At 51.3% G+C, this 20,530-nt stretch carries 20 protein-coding genes; 11 read left to right on the forward strand and 9 right to left on the reverse strand.

Features of this window, described 5'->3' with window-relative positions:
* Positions 1-2: 2 nt before the first annotated feature.
* Genes ABIE10_RS07345 through ABIE10_RS07355 form a run of 3 tightly spaced genes read left to right on the forward strand, consistent with a single transcriptional unit; the run spans position 3 to position 2,968 of the window.
* The gene (locus tag ABIE10_RS07345; protein WP_047497801.1) at positions 3-800 is read left to right on the forward strand and encodes a prepilin peptidase; all 798 of its coding nucleotides are present in this window, start codon (positions 3-5) and stop codon (positions 798-800) included.
* A 12-nt stretch (positions 801-812) separates the two neighbouring features.
* Positions 813-1,589 (forward strand): M23 family metallopeptidase, encoded by a 777-nt coding sequence (locus ABIE10_RS07350; RefSeq protein ID WP_410399678.1) that lies wholly within the window; start codon positions 813-815, stop codon positions 1,587-1,589.
* A 14-nt stretch (positions 1,590-1,603) separates the two neighbouring features.
* A complete protein-coding gene (locus tag ABIE10_RS07355; protein WP_200079508.1) occupies positions 1,604-2,968 on the forward strand; it encodes a hypothetical protein in 1,365 nt (454 codons plus the stop codon).
* A 115-nt stretch (positions 2,969-3,083) separates the two neighbouring features.
* Here ABIE10_RS07355 and pgl read toward each other — a convergent pair whose 3' ends face one another.
* Entirely contained in the window at positions 3,084-4,079 is a 996-nt protein-coding gene (pgl, locus tag ABIE10_RS07360; protein WP_016156024.1) for a 6-phosphogluconolactonase, read from the reverse strand.
* 165 nt (positions 4,080-4,244) lie between these two features.
* Between pgl and ABIE10_RS07365 the strand changes: the two genes are divergently transcribed.
* Positions 4,245-5,063: a pyridoxal phosphatase gene (locus ABIE10_RS07365; protein WP_410394487.1), complete on the forward strand. Its 819-nt coding sequence runs from the start codon at positions 4,245-4,247 to the stop codon at positions 5,061-5,063.
* Here ABIE10_RS07365 and modC read toward each other — a convergent pair whose 3' ends face one another.
* From modC to ABIE10_RS07385, 4 genes are all read right to left on the reverse strand, one after another.
* A complete protein-coding gene (gene modC / locus ABIE10_RS07370) occupies positions 5,064-6,122 on the reverse strand; it encodes a molybdenum ABC transporter ATP-binding protein ModC (protein WP_200051433.1) in 1,059 nt (352 codons plus the stop codon).
* Between the two features lie 2 nt (positions 6,123-6,124).
* Positions 6,125-6,814 carry a molybdate ABC transporter permease subunit gene (gene modB, locus ABIE10_RS07375; RefSeq protein ID WP_016152327.1) on the reverse strand — a complete coding sequence of 230 codons (690 nt, stop codon included), beginning with the start codon at positions 6,812-6,814 and terminating at the stop codon, positions 6,125-6,127.
* A complete protein-coding gene (gene modA / locus ABIE10_RS07380; RefSeq protein ID WP_016152326.1) occupies positions 6,814-7,587 on the reverse strand; it encodes a molybdate ABC transporter substrate-binding protein in 774 nt (257 codons plus the stop codon). The genes modB and modA overlap by 1 nt, the downstream gene beginning before the upstream one ends.
* A 201-nt stretch (positions 7,588-7,788) precedes the next feature.
* Complete coding sequence (locus tag ABIE10_RS07385; RefSeq protein WP_003023026.1) at positions 7,789-7,938, reverse strand: AcrZ family multidrug efflux pump-associated protein; 150 nt, start codon at positions 7,936-7,938, stop codon at positions 7,789-7,791.
* A gap of 130 nt (positions 7,939-8,068) precedes the next feature.
* Between ABIE10_RS07385 and modE the strand changes: the two genes are divergently transcribed.
* The 6 genes from modE to galM all read left to right on the forward strand — a co-directional run bounded on the left by modE (position 8,069) and on the right by galM (position 14,873).
* Positions 8,069-8,857 (forward strand): molybdenum-dependent transcriptional regulator, encoded by a 789-nt coding sequence (gene modE / locus ABIE10_RS07390; RefSeq protein ID WP_016152325.1) that lies wholly within the window; start codon positions 8,069-8,071, stop codon positions 8,855-8,857.
* A gap of 67 nt (positions 8,858-8,924) precedes the next feature.
* A complete protein-coding gene (gene modF / locus ABIE10_RS07395; RefSeq protein ID WP_429155166.1) occupies positions 8,925-10,397 on the forward strand; it encodes a molybdate ABC transporter ATP-binding protein ModF in 1,473 nt (490 codons plus the stop codon).
* 217 nt (positions 10,398-10,614) lie between these two features.
* Positions 10,615-11,631 (forward strand): UDP-glucose 4-epimerase GalE, encoded by a 1,017-nt coding sequence (gene galE / locus ABIE10_RS07400; protein WP_016152323.1) that lies wholly within the window; start codon positions 10,615-10,617, stop codon positions 11,629-11,631.
* A gap of 9 nt (positions 11,632-11,640) precedes the next feature.
* Complete coding sequence (gene galT, locus ABIE10_RS07405; protein ID WP_016156021.1) at positions 11,641-12,687, forward strand: galactose-1-phosphate uridylyltransferase; 1,047 nt, start codon at positions 11,641-11,643, stop codon at positions 12,685-12,687.
* Positions 12,688-12,690: 3 nt separating this feature from the next.
* Positions 12,691-13,839 (forward strand): galactokinase, encoded by a 1,149-nt coding sequence (gene galK, locus ABIE10_RS07410; RefSeq protein WP_047359465.1) that lies wholly within the window; start codon positions 12,691-12,693, stop codon positions 13,837-13,839.
* Positions 13,833-14,873 (forward strand): galactose-1-epimerase, encoded by a 1,041-nt coding sequence (gene galM / locus ABIE10_RS07415; protein ID WP_019076309.1) that lies wholly within the window; start codon positions 13,833-13,835, stop codon positions 14,871-14,873. The genes galK and galM overlap by 7 nt, the downstream gene beginning before the upstream one ends.
* A gap of 50 nt (positions 14,874-14,923) precedes the next feature.
* Here galM and chbG read toward each other — a convergent pair whose 3' ends face one another.
* The 4 genes from chbG to chbC form a co-directional block, all read right to left on the reverse strand.
* Positions 14,924-15,682 (reverse strand): chitin disaccharide deacetylase, encoded by a 759-nt coding sequence (chbG, locus tag ABIE10_RS07420; RefSeq protein ID WP_429155168.1) that lies wholly within the window; start codon positions 15,680-15,682, stop codon positions 14,924-14,926.
* Positions 15,660-17,051 carry a 6-phospho-beta-glucosidase gene (locus ABIE10_RS07425; protein ID WP_052137983.1) on the reverse strand — a complete coding sequence of 464 codons (1,392 nt, stop codon included), beginning with the start codon at positions 17,049-17,051 and terminating at the stop codon, positions 15,660-15,662. The genes chbG and ABIE10_RS07425 overlap by 23 nt, the downstream gene beginning before the upstream one ends.
* 73 nt (positions 17,052-17,124) lie before the next feature.
* Complete coding sequence (gene chbR / locus ABIE10_RS07430) at positions 17,125-17,943, reverse strand: transcriptional regulator ChbR (protein WP_047497788.1); 819 nt, start codon at positions 17,941-17,943, stop codon at positions 17,125-17,127.
* A gap of 12 nt (positions 17,944-17,955) precedes the next feature.
* Entirely contained in the window at positions 17,956-19,314 is a 1,359-nt protein-coding gene (chbC, locus tag ABIE10_RS07435; protein ID WP_103766043.1) for a PTS N,N'-diacetylchitobiose transporter subunit IIC, read from the reverse strand.
* A gap of 407 nt (positions 19,315-19,721) precedes the next feature.
* Between chbC and gpmA the strand changes: the two genes are divergently transcribed.
* A complete protein-coding gene (gpmA, locus tag ABIE10_RS07440; RefSeq protein WP_003022999.1) occupies positions 19,722-20,474 on the forward strand; it encodes a 2,3-diphosphoglycerate-dependent phosphoglycerate mutase in 753 nt (250 codons plus the stop codon).
* The last annotated feature ends 56 nt before the right edge of the window (positions 20,475-20,530 follow it).

Genomic DNA, 20,530 nt, shown 5'->3' on the forward strand with positions numbered 1-20,530 from the left:
TCATGGATCTATTAATGCCATGGATGGTGGCTATTTTTATCCCACTTGGATTGCTGTTTGGCAGCTTAGCCAACGTGATTATTTATCGTCTGCCGCTGATGCTTGGCGTAATAGATGAGGATGATTCAGAAGGGGCGGCTGTTAATTTGTGGTGGCCGCCGTCGCACTGCCCTGCCTGTAAATCGGATATTAAGCCCTGGGATAATATTCCGGTTCTCAGTTGGCTGTTACTGAAGGGCAAATGCCGCCAGTGCGGCATTGCGATCCCGGTTATTTATCCGATTTCTGAACTGGCGATGGGGTTGGTATGGGGGGCGCTGGCCTGGTTTTACCTGCCGCAATGGTCTCCTCAGCTCGCGCTGGCATATGCGCTGTTGTTTATGGTGCTCTACAGCGCGGCGGTTATCGATTTTAAACATCTGATTCTGCCGGACGCGCTGGTCTTCACCGTGCTCTGGGGCGGGCTACTGCTTGCCGCATCGGGCTACTCCATGGTGCGGGTGAAGGACGCAGTTTACGGCGTCGCCGCCGCCTGGCTGCTGCTGTGGGGCGTGATGAAGCTGTGGGAGACGTTGTGCAAACGCGACGGTCTGGGCTACGGCGACGTCAAGCTCTACGCCGCCTGCGGGGCATGGCTTGGCTGGCAGCGCCTGCCGGAATTACTCTGCTTTTCGGCGCTGGCCGGGCTGCTGTTTTACGTCTGCGTGCGGTTCTTTTATACGCAAGAGGATGACAAACATCGCTTTTATATTCCGTTCGGTCCGGCTATCGCGCTGGTCGCGTTTTTACTGCTGCTCTGACGGAGGTCGATCGTGTCGTGTCTGATATGGAGCGTATGGCTGACAATAGCGCCGCTGGCGACGACCAGCTGCGAGCAGGCCTGGCAGCAGGCTTTCGTTCCGTCATTACAGGTGGCGCAAGTGTGGTCAGAAGAGAACCTGAAGATATCGTCCAGCGCTGCGGCGATAGTTGATGATAACGCGCCGGTACGCTTTATCTGGCCCGTGGCAAAGCGCCAGATCAGCTCAGGATTTGGACAACGCCTGCACCCTGTGCTGGGGCGCATGATGCAGCATAAAGGGATGGATATTCCTGTGCCATTCGGCAGCAGCGTGCATGCAATTGCCGACGGCGAAGTGGTGGAGAGCGGCTACGGTCGCGGCACCGGATACTTTATCACTCTCCGTCATGCAGACGGCTGGCTGAGCCGCTATTTTCATCTCGCCTCTGCGCGGGTGCGTAAGGGCGAAAAGCTGACGGCGGGCGAAGAGATCGCCGCATCCGGCAGCAGCGGTTTTAGCACTGGTCCCCATCTGCATCTGGAAATTGCCTGGCGGGGCGTGGCGCTCGACCCACAGCCCTTGCTGAACAACACCCCGCTGCTGGCGCGCACCGGGCGGGCGTCCACGGAAGAAAAATCCGACGCTCAGCCTAGGGTGGTGCTGGTTTCTCAGGGACCGGGCGGAACCCGGATTACCATCCGGTTTAACAACAAAACGCGCACCGTGGCACCAGGTAGTATGGTGTTTGGCAACTATCAGGTCGTGCTGTTGCGCAGTGGTAAATATCAGATTATTTCCGCTGTATAACAAGGAGCTACACAATGGAAAAAAAGAAAAGGATCGCTTTATCGGCGGGGTTGCTGGCGGCAGCGCTGCTTTTTAACCCTGGTGTGTTGGCAAGTGACGACACTCAGGAGCCAGAGAACAGCAAAGGGCATTTTGGCTTTCTGCCTCCGCAGCCACCGCTGAAACTGCCGGGATCACATTATTTTCTCGTTAAGGTTTCGAGTGATTTTAACAGTCTGGGTATGCCATCGCCTGGACGCTATCAGACCACAGGCGTGAATGTTTACTGGAAAACCAAGGGAATCGATCAGGAGCGGGGGCGTCCGCGATTTTCTTTTATTGGACCAAATCTGCCAAATTGTCCATTTTCGTCCAGTGCGCCCTGTAGCGTTACTTTGGCTAATGCTGATGGCGATAATGAGGACACCGTTGATGGTAAAAAACTGTATCAAATAGGATCAACGGAGCATCTGGAAGGGTTAGTCTGGGTTTATTCTAACACCGGTGCGACTAATGGAAACGATTGGTTTGGTTCCCCCTCACAGAACGAGGACTTTCATTGCTACGACCCAGCGCTATATCGTACTGATTATAGCAGGAGAACGCGATTTTTTCGGGGGTTTTATTGGGGATTTAAAGATTGCGGAAATAACATAGAAAACAAAGCAGACATCGTGTTCGATTCTAATGGTCAGTTTGTTCGCACGACTGAGCCTGATAATGATGTCCAGCTTTCTGCTATGTTCAATACGCAAGATCCAGAACTCTGCGAAGATGCGGGTTCCTTATACTGTGGTGGTTATCAACGCCCCGGTACTGCGGGAGGTAAACCCAGCGGCTATATCTATATCCCCAGTAATAATCTGGAGTATATGATTATTGAGGTAATGGGGTTTGAAGCTAGACTGGGTAATCCAGGTGCTCAGTATACTTTCCCCATTATAGCGATGAAATATACCAGCGTGAGTCCAGAAAACTATGAGATGGAATTTCTCTCAACGCATGACTCGGACAATTCGAATCCGCCCCCCATCCTGAAATCGTTTTATCAGAAAGGTTTTACCTCTTTCAGAAACATGAATCCAGAGGCATCCAACCTCCACTTGAATGAACCGGAACGTAACGACAGCGACGGATACGGTCGCATTTTGGATTTCAGAAATATTGACTATCTGGAGGTGGACATTAAATCTGTCGCCCATATGGAGATACATGGTGACCCCCCCATGGCAAGGGATAATTACACGGGTTCGGGTAGGGGCGGAGTCGGGGTTAGTCTTCGCAAATATGACTGGAAATGTTCAGAAGGCCCTGAAGTAGTCCCTGACGGGGCAGAACTTAATGGGGCAACAGAAGAGGAATACCTTAAGGCTAATTGTGCCTACAAGATGCGCTATTAATTGCTGACCGGCGGCGTCTGCGCCGTATGAGTTAATTTTTTCCCCGCGAGGTTCACACGGATGTGAACCTCGCTTTTTATCTTTGAACAGGCTTTTCCTGTTCTGACTGGTGGCGTTAGTACGCGTTCACCACGACCCACATCGGGCCCTGCCCCACAGCATAACGCCCCTTCTCTGCCAGCAGCCCCTGCTCGCCAGCAATCTCATACACCGCGATATGGTGCGATTTTTGCCCGGCTGCAATCAGGTATTTACCGCTGTGATCGATATTAAAACCGCGCGGCTGAACTTCAGTAGGCTGGAAACCCTCTTTGGTCAGCACGCTGCCATCTTCAGACACGCTAAAGATCGTAATCAGGCTGGCGGTGCGGTCACAGGCGTACAGATGACGACCATCCGGTGTAATGTGAATATCCGCTGCCCAACGGGTATCAGTGAAATCAGCAGGCATCATATCCAGCGTCTGCACACACTCAATCTTGCCGTACGGATCTTTCAGCGCCCAGACGTCAACGGAGCTGTTCAGCTCATTCACACAGTAGGCAAATTGCTTATTCGGATGGAACGTCATATGACGCGGGCCAGCACCTTCAACGGTGGTCACTTCTGCCGGTTCCTGCGCCACCAGATGTCCATCATCGCTTACCTCAAACAGACAGATACGATCCTGTTTCAACGCCGGAACCCACAGGATACGGTTATCCGGTGAGATGTTGGCCGAGTGGCAGCCGTCCAGACCTTCAACCACGTCAACCTGTTCCACCGGCAGGCCATCTTCCAGACGCGTGACGCTCACGCTCCCGGCGTTATAAGAGCCGACAAACACGAAACGTCCCTGATGATCGGTAGAAATATGCGTCGGGCTACCCGGCAGCGCAGACTCCGCCGCGAAGGTCAGCGCACCGTCATCAGGCGCAATGCGGTAAGCCAACACGCGAAACTCCGGGCGCACGCCAACATAGAGGTAGCGCTTATCCGGGCTGACGACCATCGGCTGTACCTGACCCGGCACATCAACCACCTGCGTCAGCGTCAAAGAACCATCATGATTCAGGCTCCAGACGTGGATTTGCTGACTTTCAGGGCTGGCGGTATAAACGGTTTGCTTCATGAATACTCCTTTGCTTTTTGGCAGGTGGCTGCAATTGCCTGACACACGCCTAAGGTAGACGCTTTTAACGGTGAATGCTTAATTAAGGCGCAGAATTTTGTCCGGCTCCCGTCTCGGTGTACCATTCCAGCAGACAAAATTCTCAACCTTAATCTGGAAATAACTATGACCGCACGCGTGATTGCCCTGGATTTAGACGGTACCCTGTTGACCCCGAAAAAAACCTTGCTGCCATCCTCTGTTGAAGCGCTCGCGCGCGCCAGAGAAGCAGGATACCAACTTATCATTGTCACAGGTCGCCATCACGTTGCTATTCATCCTTTTTATCAGGCACTGGCGCTGGATACACCTGCAATTTGCTGCAACGGCACCTACTTGTATGATTATCAGGCAAAAACGGTACTGGAATCCGATCCCCTTCCGGTAAACCAGGCATTACAGCTGATCGAAATGCTGGATGAACATCAGATCCACGGGCTGATGTATGTGGATGAGGCCATGCTGTATGAGCGCCCAACCGGGCATGTGGTGCGTACCGCTAACTGGGCGCAAACCCTGCCGCCGGAACAGCGCCCGACCTTCACCCAGGTACCTTCGCTGGCGCAGGCCGCACATGACGTTAACGCCGTCTGGAAATTTGCCCTCACCGACGAAGATATTCCGAAACTGCAGCAGTTTGGTAAGCATGTTGAACAGCAGTTGGGGCTGGAGTGTGAATGGTCCTGGCACGATCAGGTCGACATTGCCCGTAAAGGCAACAGCAAAGGGCGACGCCTTACCCAGTGGATTGAAGCACAGGGCGGGTCAATGGAAAACGTCATTGCCTTTGGTGACAACTTTAACGATATCAGCATGCTGGAAGCCGCAGGTACCGGCGTGGCGATGGGTAATGCCGACGACGCGGTCAAAGCCCGCGCCAACATCGTAATTGGTGACAACACCGCCGACAGCATCGCGAAATTTATCTACTCCCACCTGCTGTAATCACGCGGTAATCGATACGCTTTTAATTTGCGCGTACAGCCACAGGCCAGGTTTGATACCCAGTTCATCCCTGGCCCACGGGCTGATCCTCGCCCACAGCGTTTTACCGCCCACTTCAAGCTGAACCTCCACCTGACCATTATCGTCATAGCACTGCGCGACTTTCGCCCGCAGCACGTTACGAATACTGGTCTGCTGCGGCGGTTGAAGCACCAGCGAAACATCAGATGCCTGAATACGAATACGCAGCGCAGTTTGCAGCGGTTGATCCAGCTTATTGACCCATAGATGCTGATCGCCAAGCGCCAGTGCAGTCATTGCGTAATGTGGATGATGTTCCAGCACGCTGACTTTCAGAATGCTGCTTTGCTGTTCCTTTGGTAGCCACGGATGCATCACGCTGCTGCCCCAGACATCTTCCAGCGAACCGAACGCTTTGACCTGCCCGTTTTCCAGCACCATCACTTTGTCTGCCAGGTGCAAGATTTCATCGAGCGAGTGGCTGACGTACAGCATCGGAATATTAATTTCACCCGCCAGGCGTTGCAGGTAAGGCAACAGTTCGCGCTTACGCGGGATATCCAGCGAGGCTAACGGTTCATCAAGCAACAACAGTTCCGGCGCGGTAAGCAGCGCCCGACCGATGGCTACGCGCTGTTTTTCACCGCCAGAAAGACCGCCGGGCAGACGGTCAAGCAGCGATTCAATGCCCAACAGGGCCACCAGCTTATCAAACTGTCCGGCCATACTTTTCGCCATACCGTAACGCAGGTTGCCGCGCACTTTATAATGCGGAAACAGGCGCGCATCCTGGAAAACATAGCCCACCCGGCGTTTTTCGGGCGTTAAACAGATACCGTTCTCGACGTCGTTCAAAACCCGTCCGTTAAGCACGATGCGCCCGGACTGCGGCTGCGTCAGGCCGCTAATGGCGTTAATCAGCGAGGTTTTACCCGCGCCGGAAACGCCAAAAATAGCGGTGATCCCACTGGCTGGCAGCGTTTCGTTAAGCGTCAGGCAATGCGTCCCCAGCGTCTGGGAGAAATTAAGTTCCAGCATGATTACCGCCCCGTCCGTTCACGGCTAATACGCGCCAGCCATTCAGAAATCAGCAGTGAAATCAGCGCTAACACAATAGAAATGATACATAACCTTGCCGCCGCGCTTTCGCCGCCGGGGGTCTGGATCAGGGTATACATCGCCGACGGGATAGTGCGGGTTTCGCCAGGAATATTGGAGACAAAGGTAATCGTTGCGCCAAATTCCCCGAGGGAACGCGCAAACGCCAGCACCGTACCTACAATAATGCCGGGCAGCATCAGCGGTAACGTAATCGTCACAAATACGCGCCAACGTCCAGCGCCCAGCGTACGAGCCGCCTGCTCCAGCTTGACATCGACACCTTCCAGCGCCAGACGAATAGCCCGTACCATAAGCGGGAAAGACATCACCGCCGCAGCCAGTACCGCACCGCGCCAGCTAAAGGCAAAGGTAATGCCAAACCAGTCGTACAGCCATTCGCCAATGAATCCGCGGCGTCCCATGGCGACCAACAGCAGATAGCCCACCACGACCGGCGGCAGTACCAGCGGCAAATGCAGAACGCTGTCGAGCAGCGCTTTGCCCGGGAACTTGCATCGCACAAGCAGCCAGGCAAAGAAGATCCCAAACGGCAGACTAAACAACACAGCCAGGGAAGAAACTTTCAGGCTCAGTATGACGGCCTGCCATTCAGGATCGGTAAGTATCATTACTTGGTCGTAAATCCATAACGTTTAAAGATTTCAGCAGCCTGCGGTCCTTTCAGGTAATCATAGAACGCGCTGACCGTTGCGTTTTTGTGCCCATCAACAATTGCGATAGGGTATTCCACTTTTTTGTGTGAATCTTCCGGGAAAGTCGCAACAACTTTTACGCCCTTGCTGGCGACAGCATCGGAACCATAGACGATCCCCAGCGGCGCTTCGTTACGCTCTACCAGCGCCAGCGCACCGCGCACATCTTCGGCAGGTGCCAGTTTCGGGGCCAGGGTATCCCATGCCCCCAATTTTTGCAGCGCTTCTTTAGCATAAATGCCCGCCGGAACATGTTCCGGATCGCCAACGGCCAGACGCCCACCATTTAACAAACGGGTCCAGTTGGTTTTGCTGTCGATGGTGAAGTCTTTCTGCGCACTGTCTTTCGGTGCGACAACCACCAGGCTGTTACCCAACAGCGTTTCACGCGTTGCGGTATCAATCGACTTTTTGTCTACTGCGTAATCCATCCATTTCTGATCGGCAGAGATAAACAGATCGGCCGGAGCGCCTGCTTCAATCTGGCGCGCCAGCGTGGAAGAAGACGCAAAAGAGGAGACAACATCAACGTTCTTCTCTTTTTTGTATTGCGTCGCAATATCCTGCATCGCGTTAGTCAGTGAAGCCGCTGCGAAAACAGTAATTTTTCCTTCATCCGCCAGCGCATGCCCGGCAACAGTAAGAGAAAGTGTTGCCCCGGCAAACAAGCGTAACCATGTACGTGCCATCTGTAACTCCCTTGCGTTTCGTTATGTAGTCGCAAATATAACGAGTAAACCAGGATTTTCCCAGTGGTTATTGATACCAATTTGAGGTTACACGAAGAAAATATCGGCAGGGAAAGCAGGATCTTGAGAAACGGTAGACAGAGAAAACGGGTTGGAAGGCGTAAAAAATATAAACGCCCGACTGAGCGGGCGTTTGGGGAATCAATGATTCTGTCTGGACTGGTCTTTTTGACCGATACCGGAGAAAATGTTGAACACTTCACCCAGTCCGTAAATCAGACCCAGAATGATGGCCATTACCACAGGTACCATGATTACGGCGAATACCAGACTTTTCAATAACTCTAACATGGTCAACTCCAGATGTAGTCCTTAGCTGTATTCTAACCACATAACGCAGAAAAGCACTCCCCTTTTGTGCGGTCGACTTTGCTCAGGCACGGTTTTCCGTCACAATACCCTCTTTTGCCAGGAGCTTGTGATGCAGGCCGAAATCCTTCTTACGCTGAAACTTCAGCAAAAACTGTTTGCCGATCCCCGTCGCATTTCTCTGCTTAAGCATATTGCGCTTTCCGGCTCTATCAGTCAGGGCGCGAAGGATGCAGGTATTAGCTACAAAAGCGCCTGGGATGCGATTAACGAAATGAACCAACTCAGCGAGCAGACGCTGGTTGAGCGCGCCACCGGCGGCAAAGGCGGCGGCGGCGCGGTATTAACGCGCTACGGCCAACGCTTAATCCAGTTGTATGATTTGCTGGCGCAGATCCAACAAAAAGCCTTTGATGTTTTGAGCGATGACGATGCGCTACCGCTCAATAGCCTGCTGGCGGCTATCTCTCGATTTTCACTGCAAACCAGCGCCCGTAACCAATGGTTTGGCACAATCACCGCCCGCGACCACGATCAGGTCCAGCAGCATGTCGACGTCCTGCTGGCCGATGGCGAAACGCGCCTGAAAGTGGCGATCACTGCGCAAAGCGGCGAGCGTCTGGGTCTTGAGGAAGGCAAAGAAGTACTGATTCTGCTGAAAGCGCCGTGGGTGGGAATCACTCAGGACGACGCCATCGCTCAGGCCGCCGATAACCAGTTGCAGGGCACGATTAGCCATATTGAACGCGGTGCGGAACAGTGTGAAGTGCTGATGACGTTACCAGACGGCCAGACGCTGTGCGCCACCGTTCCGGCCCAAGACGCCGCAACGCTGCAAGAAGGCGCTAACGTCACCGCCTGGTTTAATGCTGACAGAGTGATTATCGCCACGCTGTGCTGAGTAGATTGACATCAGCCTGAAGAACACGTATCCCTGTTATTAATCGCTGCAAATAATGGGATACAAAATGTCATCGTTGCAAATTTCGCAAGGCACGTTTCGTCTTAGCGACACAAAAACGCTCCAGTTAGATGCGTTGACGTTAAACGCGGGTGATAGCTGGGCGTTTGTTGGCGCTAACGGGAGCGGGAAATCCGCGCTGGCCCGCGCACTGGCGGGAGAGCTGCCGCTTCTGAAAGGCGAGCGCCACTGTCAGTTCACGCGTATAACCCGACTCTCCTTTGAGCAGCTACAAAAGCTAGTCAGCGACGAGTGGCAGCGAAACAACACCGATCTTCTTAGTCCCGGTGAAGACGACACCGGGCGCACCACCGCCGAAATCATCCAGGATGAGATCAACGATCCCGCCCGCTGCGCTGCGTTGGCGCAGCAGTTTGGCATTTCTTCCCTGCTCAACAGGCGTTTCAAATACCTTTCCACCGGTGAAACACGCAAAACCCTGCTCTGTCAGGCGTTAATGTCCGCGCCGGATTTACTGATCCTTGATGAGCCCTTTGACGGGCTGGACGTGGCGTCACGCCGTCAGTTAGCAGAACTGCTCGCTGAGTTGCATCGGGCCGGCTTTACGCTGGTGCTGGTACTTAACCGCTTTGATGAGATTCCCGAATTCGTGCAGTTTGCTGGCGTACTTGCCGATTGCACACTGACAGAAACCGGCGCAAAAACCGACCTTCTGCAACAGGCATTAATCGCTCAGCTTGCCCATAGCGAGCGGCTGGAAGGAATTCAGTTACCTGAACCGGACGAGCCTTCGGTGCGCCGTACGTTGTCAGATAACGAGCCGCGAATTGTGCTTAACGATGGCACGGTCTCGTATAACGATCGCCCTATCCTTCACCATTTGAGCTGGCAGGTAAATCCGGGGGAACACTGGCAAATCGTCGGCCCCAACGGAGCGGGAAAATCAACTCTGCTCAGTTTAATCACCGGCGATCACCCCCAGGGCTACAGCAACGACCTGACCCTGTTTGGCCGTCGCCGTGGCAGCGGTGAAACTATCTGGGATATCAAAAAACACATCGGCTACGTCAGCAGCAGTCTGCATCTGGATTATCGGGTGAGTACCACAGTTCGCAACGTTATTCTCTCTGGTTATTTTGATTCAATCGGCATCTATCAGGCCGTTTCCGACAGGCAGCACAAGCTGGTGCAACAGTGGCTGGATATCCTTGGCTTCGATAAACGTACCGCGGATGCGCCATTTCATAGTCTTTCCTGGGGACAGCAGCGGCTGGCACTGATTGTTCGCGCGCTGGTTAAACACCCGACGTTGTTGATCCTTGACGAGCCTTTGCAAGGGTTAGATCCGCTCAATCGCCAACTGATTCGCCGTTTTGTGGATGTGCTAATCGGTGAAGGTGAAACTCAACTGCTGTTCGTCTCTCACCACGCCGAAGATGCCCCAGCCTGCATTACCCATCGACTGGAGTTTGTGCCCGAGAACGACATCTACGCCTATCGACTAACATCTCTGCGTTAGTTTTCATTGCAGGGCGTTTATCACGCCCTTTTTTTCTGCTTTTTTTCAGACAAACGCCGAAATAACAACCCAACATAATGATTTAAAATAGAAAAATCATTACAAATGCGTGAAACCCACGGAGTGTAAACGATTCCACTAATTTATTCCATGTCACACTTTTCTCATCTTTGTTATGCTATGGTTATTGCATACCATAGGCTTAACGGAGCGAATTATGAGAGTATTGGTTACAGGTGGTAGCGGTTACATTGGAAGCCACACTTGCGTGCAGTTGTTGAAAAACGGTCACGAGGTGGTGATCCTGGACAATCTCTGCAACAGCAAACGCAGCGTTTTGCCCGTCATTGAGCGTTTAGGTGGCAAGCAGCCGACCTTCGTGGAAGGGGATATCCGTAACGAAGCGCTGATAACCGAAATTCTGCACGATCATGCCATTGACACGGTCATTCATTTTGCGGGTTTAAAAGCCGTTGGAGAATCCGTTGCCAAGCCGTTGGAGTACTATGACAACAACGTCAATGGCACCCTGCGTCTGGTGAATGCAATGCGCGCCGCCAACGTGAAAAACTTCATTTTTAGTTCCTCCGCAACCGTCTATGGCGATCAGCCGCAAATTCCTTACGTTGAAAGCTTCCCCACCGGCACGCCGCAAAGTCCGTACGGCAAAAGCAAGCTGATGGTAGAACAAATCCTGACCGACCTGCAAAAAGCACACCCCGACTGGAGTATCGCCTTACTGCGCTACTTTAACCCTGTTGGTGCTCATCCGTCGGGCGATATGGGGGAAGATCCGCAAGGTATTCCCAACAACCTGATGCCTTACATCGCACAAGTTGCCGTGGGCCGCCGCGAGTCCCTTGCCATATTTGGCAACGACTACCCAACTGAAGATGGCACCGGCGTTCGCGACTACATCCACGTGATGGATCTCGCCGACGGCCACGTCGTCGCGATGGAAAAACTGGCGGGCAAACAGGGTGTGCATATTTACAACCTCGGAGCAGGCATCGGCAGCAGCGTACTGGACGTGGTCAACGCCTTCAGCAAAGCCTGCGGTAAACCCATTAATTACCATTTCGCCCCGCGCCGTGATGGCGATCTTCCAGCTTACTGGGCAGATGCCAGCAAAGCCGATCGCGAGCTTAACTGGCGCGTGACCCGCACACTGGATGAAATGGCACAAGACACCTGGCACTGGCAGTCACGCCACCCGCAAGGATATTCGGATTAAGGACCAATCATGACGCAATTCAATCCTGTCGATCATCCACATCGCCGTTTTAACCCGCTCACCGGGCAGTGGATCCTCGTATCACCGCATCGCGCCAAACGCCCGTGGCAAGGGGCGCAGGAAACCCCGTCTAAGCAGGTACTGCCTGCACATGACCCGGACTGTTTCCTGTGTGCTGGCAATACGCGCGTTACCGGTGATGTAAATCCGGATTACACCGGGACCTATGTTTTTACCAATGATTTTGCGGCGCTGATGTCCGATACCCCGGACGCGCCGGACAGTCACGATCCGTTGATGCGTTGCCAGAGCGCGCGCGGTACCAGCCGCGTAATTTGCTTCTCGCCCGATCACAGCAAAACGCTGCCAGAACTCAGCGTCCCTGCGCTGACAGAAATCGTAAAAACGTGGCAGGAGCAGACCGAAGACTTAGGGAAAACCTATCCCTGGGTGCAGGTATTTGAGAATAAAGGCGCGGCGATGGGGTGCTCGAACCCGCACCCGCACGGTCAAATTTGGGCCAACAGCTTTTTGCCTAACGAAGCTGAACGTGAAAATCGCCTACAGAAAGCATACTTCGCCGAACAGGGCGCGCCGATGCTCGTTGATTACGTCCAGCGTGAACTGGCAGACGGCAGCCGTACGGTCGTTGAAACTGAGCACTGGCTGGCGGTTGTCCCTTACTGGGCCGCGTGGCCGTTCGAAACGCTGCTGCTGCCGAAAGCGCACGTGCTGCGTATTACCGATTTGACCAACGAGCAGCGTGCTGACCTGGCGCTGGCGTTGAAAAAACTGACCAGTCGTTACGACAACCTGTTCCAGTGCTCATTCCCCTACTCCATGGGCTGGCACGGCGCGCCGTTTAACGGTGAAGAAAACGAACACTGGCAGTTGCACGCGCACTTTTACCCGCCGCTGCTGCGTTCCGCGACCGTGCGTAAATTTATGGTCGGTTATGAAATGCTGGCAGAAACCCAGCGAGACCTGACCGCAGAACAAGCGGCTGAGCGACTGCGTGCGGTCAGCGACATCCATTTTCGCGAATCCGGAGTGTAAATAATGAGTCTGAAAGAAAAAACACAATCTCTGTTTACAGAAACGTTTGGCTACCCCGCCACCCATACTATTCAGGCACCGGGTCGTGTAAACCTGATCGGCGAACATACCGATTATAACGACGGCTTCGTTCTGCCCTGCGCCATCGACTATCAAACCGTCATCAGCTGCGCGGCACGCGACGATCGAAAAGTACGCGTCATCGCCGCTGATTACGACAATCAGGTTGATGAGTTCTCTCTCGATGCGCCAATTATCGCCCACGACAGCCAGCAGTGGTCAAACTACGTGCGTGGCGTGGTAAAACATCTGCAAAAGCGCAATAACGCCTTTGGCGGCGCGGATCTGGTGATCAGCGGTAACGTTCCGCAGGGTGCGGGCTTAAGCTCTTCTGCCTCACTGGAAGTCGCTGTTGGTACGGTATTCCAGCAGCTCTATCATCTGCCGCTCGACGGCGCGCAGATTGCCCTGAATGGCCAGGAAGCTGAAAACCAGTTTGTCGGTTGTAACTGCGGCATCATGGATCAGCTGATCTCCGCACTTGGCAAGAAAGATCATGCGCTGCTGATCGACTGCCGTACGCTGGGCACCAAAGCCGTTTCTATGCCTGAGGGCGTAGCGGTGGTGATCATCAACAGCAACTTTAAACGCACGCTGGTCGGCAGCGAATACAACACCCGTCGCGAACAGTGTGAAACCGGCGCGCGTTTCTTCCAGCAGCCAGCGCTGCGTGATGTCAGCCTCGAAGCGTTTAACGCTGTCGCCCACGAGCTGGATCCGATTGTTGCCAAACGCGTGCGCCACGTCATCACGGAAAATGCGCGTACCGTTGAAGCCGCACAGGCACTGGAAAAAGGCGACCTGCTGCGCATGGGCCAGCTGATGGCGGAATCTCACGCCTCAATGCGCGATGACTTTGAAATCACGGTGCCGCAAATTGATACGCTGGTAGAGATTGTCAAAGCGACCATCGGTGATAAAGGCGGTGTGCGGATGACCGGCGGCGGCTTCGGCGGCTGCATCGTGGCGCTGATCCCGCAAGATTTGGTTCCTGCCGTTCAGCAGGCTGTCGCCGCACAGTACGAGGCAAAAACCGGTATTAAAGAAACATTCTACGTCTGCAAACCTTCACAAGGAGCCGGACAATGTTAAACGAAATCCCCGTGCAGGCTCCGGACGGTCAACCGTTTCGCCTGCTCACCCTGCGCAATGACGCAGGGATGGTAGTCACGCTCATGGACTGGGGGGCTACCCTGCTCTCTGCGCGTATTCCGCTTAGCGATGGTAGCGTGCGCGAAGCATTACTCGGCTGCGCCAGCCCGGAACAATACCCGGAACAGGCTGCATTTCTGGGGGCTTCGATTGGCCGCTACGCGAACCGTATCGCCAACAGCCGCTATACCTTTGCTGGCGAAACCGTTGAATTACTGCCGAGTCAGGGCAATAACCAACTGCACGGCGGGCCGGACGGTTTCGACAAACGTCGCTGGCAGATAGTCAATCAGAATGACCGTCAGGTGCTGTTCGCCTTAACGTCTGACGATGGCGATCAGGGCTTCCCAGGCCATCTTTGCGCCACCGCGCAGTATCGCCTGACTGATGATAATCGTATTTCGATAACTTATCGTGCCACGGTCGATAAACCCTGCCCGGTGAATCTGACGAATCACGTCTATTTTAACCTCGACGGCGATAAAACGGATGTGCGTCAGCATAAGCTGCAAATTCTGGCGGACGAGTACTTACCGGTTGACGAAATGGGTATCCCGCATGATGGACTGAAATCCGTCGCCGGTAGCACGTTCGATTTCCGCACCCCTAAAATCATCAGTAGCGAATTTCTGGCCGATGACGATCAGCGCAAGGTGAAAGGTTACGATCACGCCTTCCTGCTTCAGGCACAGGGCAACGCGCGTACGCCGGTCGCTCAGTTGTGGTCACAGGATGAAAAACTGCAGATGGTGGTCTACACCTCGGCCCCGGCATTGCAGTTTTACTCCGGTAACTTCCTCGGTGGTACGCCTTCCCGCGGGCCAGAGGCCTACGAAGACTGGCAAGGCCTGGCGCTGGAAAGTGAATTTCTGCCGGACAGCCCGAACCACCCTGAGTGGCCACAGGCGGATTGCTTCCTGCGTCCGGGTGAAGAGTATGCCAGCGTGACGGAATATCAGTTTATTCCAGCCTGATGTCGTCCTCAATGTAAAATGCCCGGCGATGTAAACCGCCGGGTAATTCATCACAGATCGCGATAGGTTCCCAGCCGGAATCCCAACTCCACCACTGCACGTTGCAGTGCAGGCGAAGTCAGTACCTCCAGTTCATCCAGTCGCGGAAAACAATAACTGCTGGCCATCCCTGTTTTGTCGATAAAAGCAGGATGACACATCAGCTCGACAGATTGTTCATCACCCAGTGTTGCCCGTCTTAGCGCTTCAAGAACGAAGCGATCAGAGACATTTTCAGCATAAAAATCATTGATAAAGCGTTCAACTCCGCTTACCCCTTGTACCGGGATATTTTGCTGCCGGATCGCCTGCCAGTCGAGGCGTACTGGTACGCCTTTTTTACGTGCAAAATCTGACACATGCTGCCAGACCTGAGGAATAAAATGGACATGATGATGGCTATCAATATGGGTTGGCTGACGCCCAAAAAGCGAGACAAAGCGGTCAAACTGCTGGTGTAATTCAGCCACAATATCCTCATCCGCCAGTGAGCCCTGTTTTGCTACCTCCCACACCCATTTCCCTAAATGACCTTCTCTCACCAGGGAAGGCATCGCGGACAGTGGCCTGCCATAACTGAGAACAAAATGTAAACCAACACCTAGCAAGGGATAATCAGCGCTGATCTCCGCCGCATGTTCGATACCCCCGGCATTCATCATTGCTGTCGTTGAGGTAACTAAGCCATGGCGATGTGCCTCAATAATGCCGTAATTTACCCCCGGGCTTAGTCCAAAATCATCGGCATTAACAATCAATAATTTCATCATGTCGCTGGTCCTTTGGTTGATTGTCTGGTTGCAGGAATAAGTGAAAAGCATCAGCAAACTGGGGCAAATACTGTTGATTAGCCAGCAGCATTTCCCGCGCCAAAACTTCAGCGCCCAGGTCTGAATTCACCAATGGATTGAGATTCAACGCCAGCAAAATGTCGTTAAACTGACCGCTCAGGGAAGCATGTGAAGCAGCGATTTCAAACGCTTTTATGGTGTGGATCAACCCCAGTACTTTCTCATCAAAATGCGTAATACGCGGGTGCGGTGTAGCGCCATGCTTACCCAGCAAACAGGTCATTTCTACAGCCCAATCCGCTGGGATATTATCAATATGTCCATGATGCGGTACATTAATATAATGTTCAGTTTGCTTATCGTTATAAATAGCATTAATTACTTCGCAAGCCGCATCTGAATAGTAAGCTCCCCCACGGGCTTCAAGTTCCGCAGGTTTAGTATCCAACTGAGGATTTTTATAGATTTCAAATAGCTGTTTTTCCAACTTCTGAACTATCTGTGCGCGAACGTTACCTTTGTAATACTCACCTATTTCTATCGCCAACATCTCTTTATGTTTGAAATAATAGAGAAGATATGAACACGGTAGTAAATTAAGTGAACGCAACAAACCTTCACTAAACGGTAGACTATAAATATTTTTGACTGAACTGCCGCCAATCGTTCCCGAAGCAACCCGTTCCATTACCTCAGCAAAACGTGATTGCCCATTTACCCAAACATCACGAATGAAAACCAAATGATTCAACCCAAACAGATCAAGAGAAACGTCATCTTGTTTGGTTAACGCCAATAGATCTTCTAACAACATCCGCATTCCTATCGGGACATTGCAGACACCAATAAAACGTTTAAAATCGGTATAGCGATATACAGCTTCTGTTACCATTCCTGCAGGGTTGGTAAAGTTAATAATCCAGGCCTGAGGACAAATATTCTGTACATCTTGCACAATATCTAAAATAACAGGTATTGTACGTAGCCCCTTGAATAGCCCACCGGCACCATTGGTCTCTTGCCCCAGATACCCCTGTGACAACGGTATACGCTCATCCTGTTCACGTGCCTTTAGCTGCCCAACTCGAAATTGTGTAGTAACAAAATCCGCATTTTGTAACGCTTCCTGCCGGTTAAGACTTTTATGGATGGTCATCGGCACGCCCGCCTTCGCCACCATACGCTGGCATAACGCGAAAATGATATCGAGTTTGGCTTGACCTTCTTCAACATCCACCAGCCATAACTCGCTGACAGGTAACTCGTGATAGCGCTTAATAAATCCATCGAGCAATTCCGGAGTATAGCTACTGCCTCCCCCAATGGTGACTACTTTTAATTTTTTCATTTCGACTCCTGAAAGCAGTCTCCTGCAATCTGTTGTTATTTACTTAACTCACTAGCGCCTGATACCAAAAGTGCTAATGATTGGTGTTGACCAACTGCCTGCGATAATTACCCGGCGTAAATGATGTCAATTTTTTAAAATTATTAATAAAAATCCCTGGGCTACTGAAACCTGCTTCAAAAGCAATATCCGTCACAGAAAAATTAGTTGTCTCCAACTGCTTCTTACAATAATCAATACGAATATCATTAATTATTTGCCCAGGTGTTTTCTGGTAATAACGATTTGTTGCACGCGTAAGATACGATTGGGTTTTTCCGGAGAGTCTGACCATGTTATTTAATGCCTGATCTGCAAACATTGATTTTTTGTGCATTTCTCTTATCAGTTGAGATAACCAGCCGGGCACGGAATCTGACCGTGGATTGTCTTCATAATGCTGTAGCCGATTGACGATATAAAAAGTAAGTAATTTATTGAATTCATCGCACTCGCTCTGATGTACGCCCAACGTTGATAATGTAGATTCTATGCAGGTCAAAAATGCATTTGACATCGTATAACGTTGTGATGCCACAAAACATGAGGGCAGCATATTCAAATAATGTTCATCAAAATAGCACTTACTGACTCCCATATTTAAAATGCGAGTAACACCGTAATCATAAAAAGTTTGATGATATGACCCCACAGGAATAAACACAAAATCACCACGCTCCATTATAACGTGTTTACCATTAATCTCCTGACAACAACTTCCGGTCAGCACAAGGGTAAACTCATAATAATCATGCTGGTGTAATCCACTAATACTCTCCGTTTTATCAAGGATAAAGAAGTAAAAATCCTTACCCTTTAAAAACTGATTTTCATGAACGGTGTTAATTTCCATGGTAGTTCCTCATTAAAACTTCAAAGCATTAGCGATATCTTCCTCGCTCTCTTCCTCATCAATAACGTTTTGCGCTTTATTAGCAATCACAACAAATGGCAGATAAATTATCGTTGCCATGGCAAGATTCACTAATGCCATAATCAAAGCAGCAACACTACCATTTGAATTGAAAAATGCTCCCAGTCCAGGCGGCATCGTCCACGGTGCAAAGTTTGTGGATGGAGGGATAATACCTAATGAATACACCAGCAGGGTGATTCCCGCCAGGATTGGCTGAATAAGCACAAAGGGGATCATCAACACTGGATTCATAATGATTGGCAAGCCAAACAAAATAGGCTCGTTAATATTAAAGAGTCCCGACGGCAGCGCCATTTTGGCCACCTGACGATAATCCGCACGGCGCGAGGCAATAAAAATGGCAACAATCAGACCAAGCGTCGCTCCCGTTCCCCCAAGGTAAACATACGATTCCAGCATTGGGCCTGTCCAAAAGTGGAAGCTTTTACCCGCGGCCAGTGCTGCATCGACAGAACCAAAATGGGTGTAGGTCTCCATGTTTTCCATTCCCCACGGACCGAGGATACCGCTATTCAGCGCAGTTAGCGCCAGGCCTCCGTGCACGCCGAAAAACCAGAGTAATGAATTAAATATGACATATGCCCATCCCACAATACTGCCAAGTGACGCCAGTGGAGTGGAGATCGAATTAATAATCACCTGGTGGAAATGGGTACCCGCCAGAGAAAGCCCCCATGATATGAGCCCCATAATTAAAAGAATGATGAAACCGGGGAGCAAAGCAGTAAATGAACGAGAGACTGACTCCGGTACGCTATCGGGTAGCTTGATAACCCATTGACGGCGGATAATAAAAGCAAACATCTCAGCAACGACCAGACCTATTACAATCCCTGAGATAATATTCGCGCCGCCAAGCCAGTTTGCGCCAATGGCACTCGCCTGCTCTACGGTAAATGGTGTTACGGTCATAAAAGACGCGATTGATAATAAGCCAGCGGCCAGAGCATCGACTTTACGCTCTTCAGCAAGTGCCATACCAATAAAAAATGGTGTCATTAATGACATTATCCCCAGCGTGCCGTTATAAACGCTGCCACCAATGACTTTTAATTGTTCCAGAGAAGCAATTGTTCCTCCATCCAGCCGCACCCCCATTGACCAGAAGAATGATCCTTCACCAAAATTAAGTAGCACATTGTTAATAAGAACAAACATTGCCCCAACCAGCGTTAAAGGCATTAACCTGATAAAGCCATTTTTAATGGCATTGACATGTACCTGTTTTCCCAGTTTTACGGCAACAGGTAAGATCACCCTTTCCAGAGAGCTTATTGCACCTGACATGATAAATATCCTCAAATATGAAATCTGATAAGGAAATGAATTATTGTGAAATTCTTTGACGGAAAATTAATCGTTCGAACATTTACTCAGAAATTATGAATAGCATACTTGAAGACATTCAAAGGCAGTAATGAGTAAGGTACTTGAATTCCGTTTGATTGACTTTTTGGTATGAGGATTTTCACATTTTGAACAATTTTCAGGCTCTGCATTCACTGAAAATCTCGCCCCTTTACTCTCGGGTGTTCAGTCACTCACCTTGCTCTCCCTAAACAACCTCTCATTTACATGTTTCTTACATTAATGACTAATTTTCGCTATTGTATAAGGATAAGCATTGCCGCTGACGGATTACGGCAATATAATGAGAATTATTATCATTCGATATGATTTATAGGAGTGAATGTATGGCTGTAACTAAGCTGGTTCTGGTACGTCACGGTGAAAGTCAGTGGAACAACGAAAACCGTTTTACCGGTTGGTATGATGTTGATCTGTCCGAGAAAGGCGTGGGCGAAGCAAAAGCGGCAGGAAAACTGCTGAAAGAGGAAGGCTACAGCTTCGATTTTGCTTATACCTCTGTGCTGAAACGTGCCATCCACACCCTGTGGAACGTACTGGACGAACTGGATCAGGCCTGGCTGCCGGTTGAGAAATCCTGGAAACTGAACGAACGCCATTACGGTGCGCTGCAGGGTTTGAACAAAGCAGAAACCGCGGAAAAATACGGTGATGAGCAGGTTAAGCAGTGGCGTCGCGGCTTTGCGGTTACCCCGCCGGAACTGACCAAAGACGACGAGCGTTACCCGGGTCACGATCCGCGTTACGCGAAGCTGACCGACAAAGAATTACCGGTTACCGAAAGCCTGGCGCTGACCATCGATCGCGTTATCCCTTACTGGAATGAAACCATTCTGCCGCGCATGAAAAGCGGTGAGCGCGTAATTATCGCCGCTCACGGTAACTCTCTGCGTGCGCTGGTTAAATACCTGGATAACATGGGCGAAGATGAGATCCTTGAACTGAACATCCCGACCGGCGTACCGCTGGTGTATGAGTTCGACGAAAACTTCAAGCCGATCAAACACTACTATCTGGGTAACGCTGACGAGATCGCAGCAAAAGCGGCGGCCGTTGCGAACCAGGGTAAAGCGAAGTAATTTTCGCGGTAAGTTAAAGACAAAGCGTGGATTTCTCCACGCTTTTTTTATTTCGA

Origin of the sequence: Citrobacter sp. 506, from assembly GCF_050434985.1 — a bacterium.
Classification (GTDB): Bacteria; Pseudomonadota; Gammaproteobacteria; order Enterobacterales; family Enterobacteriaceae; genus Citrobacter; species Citrobacter braakii.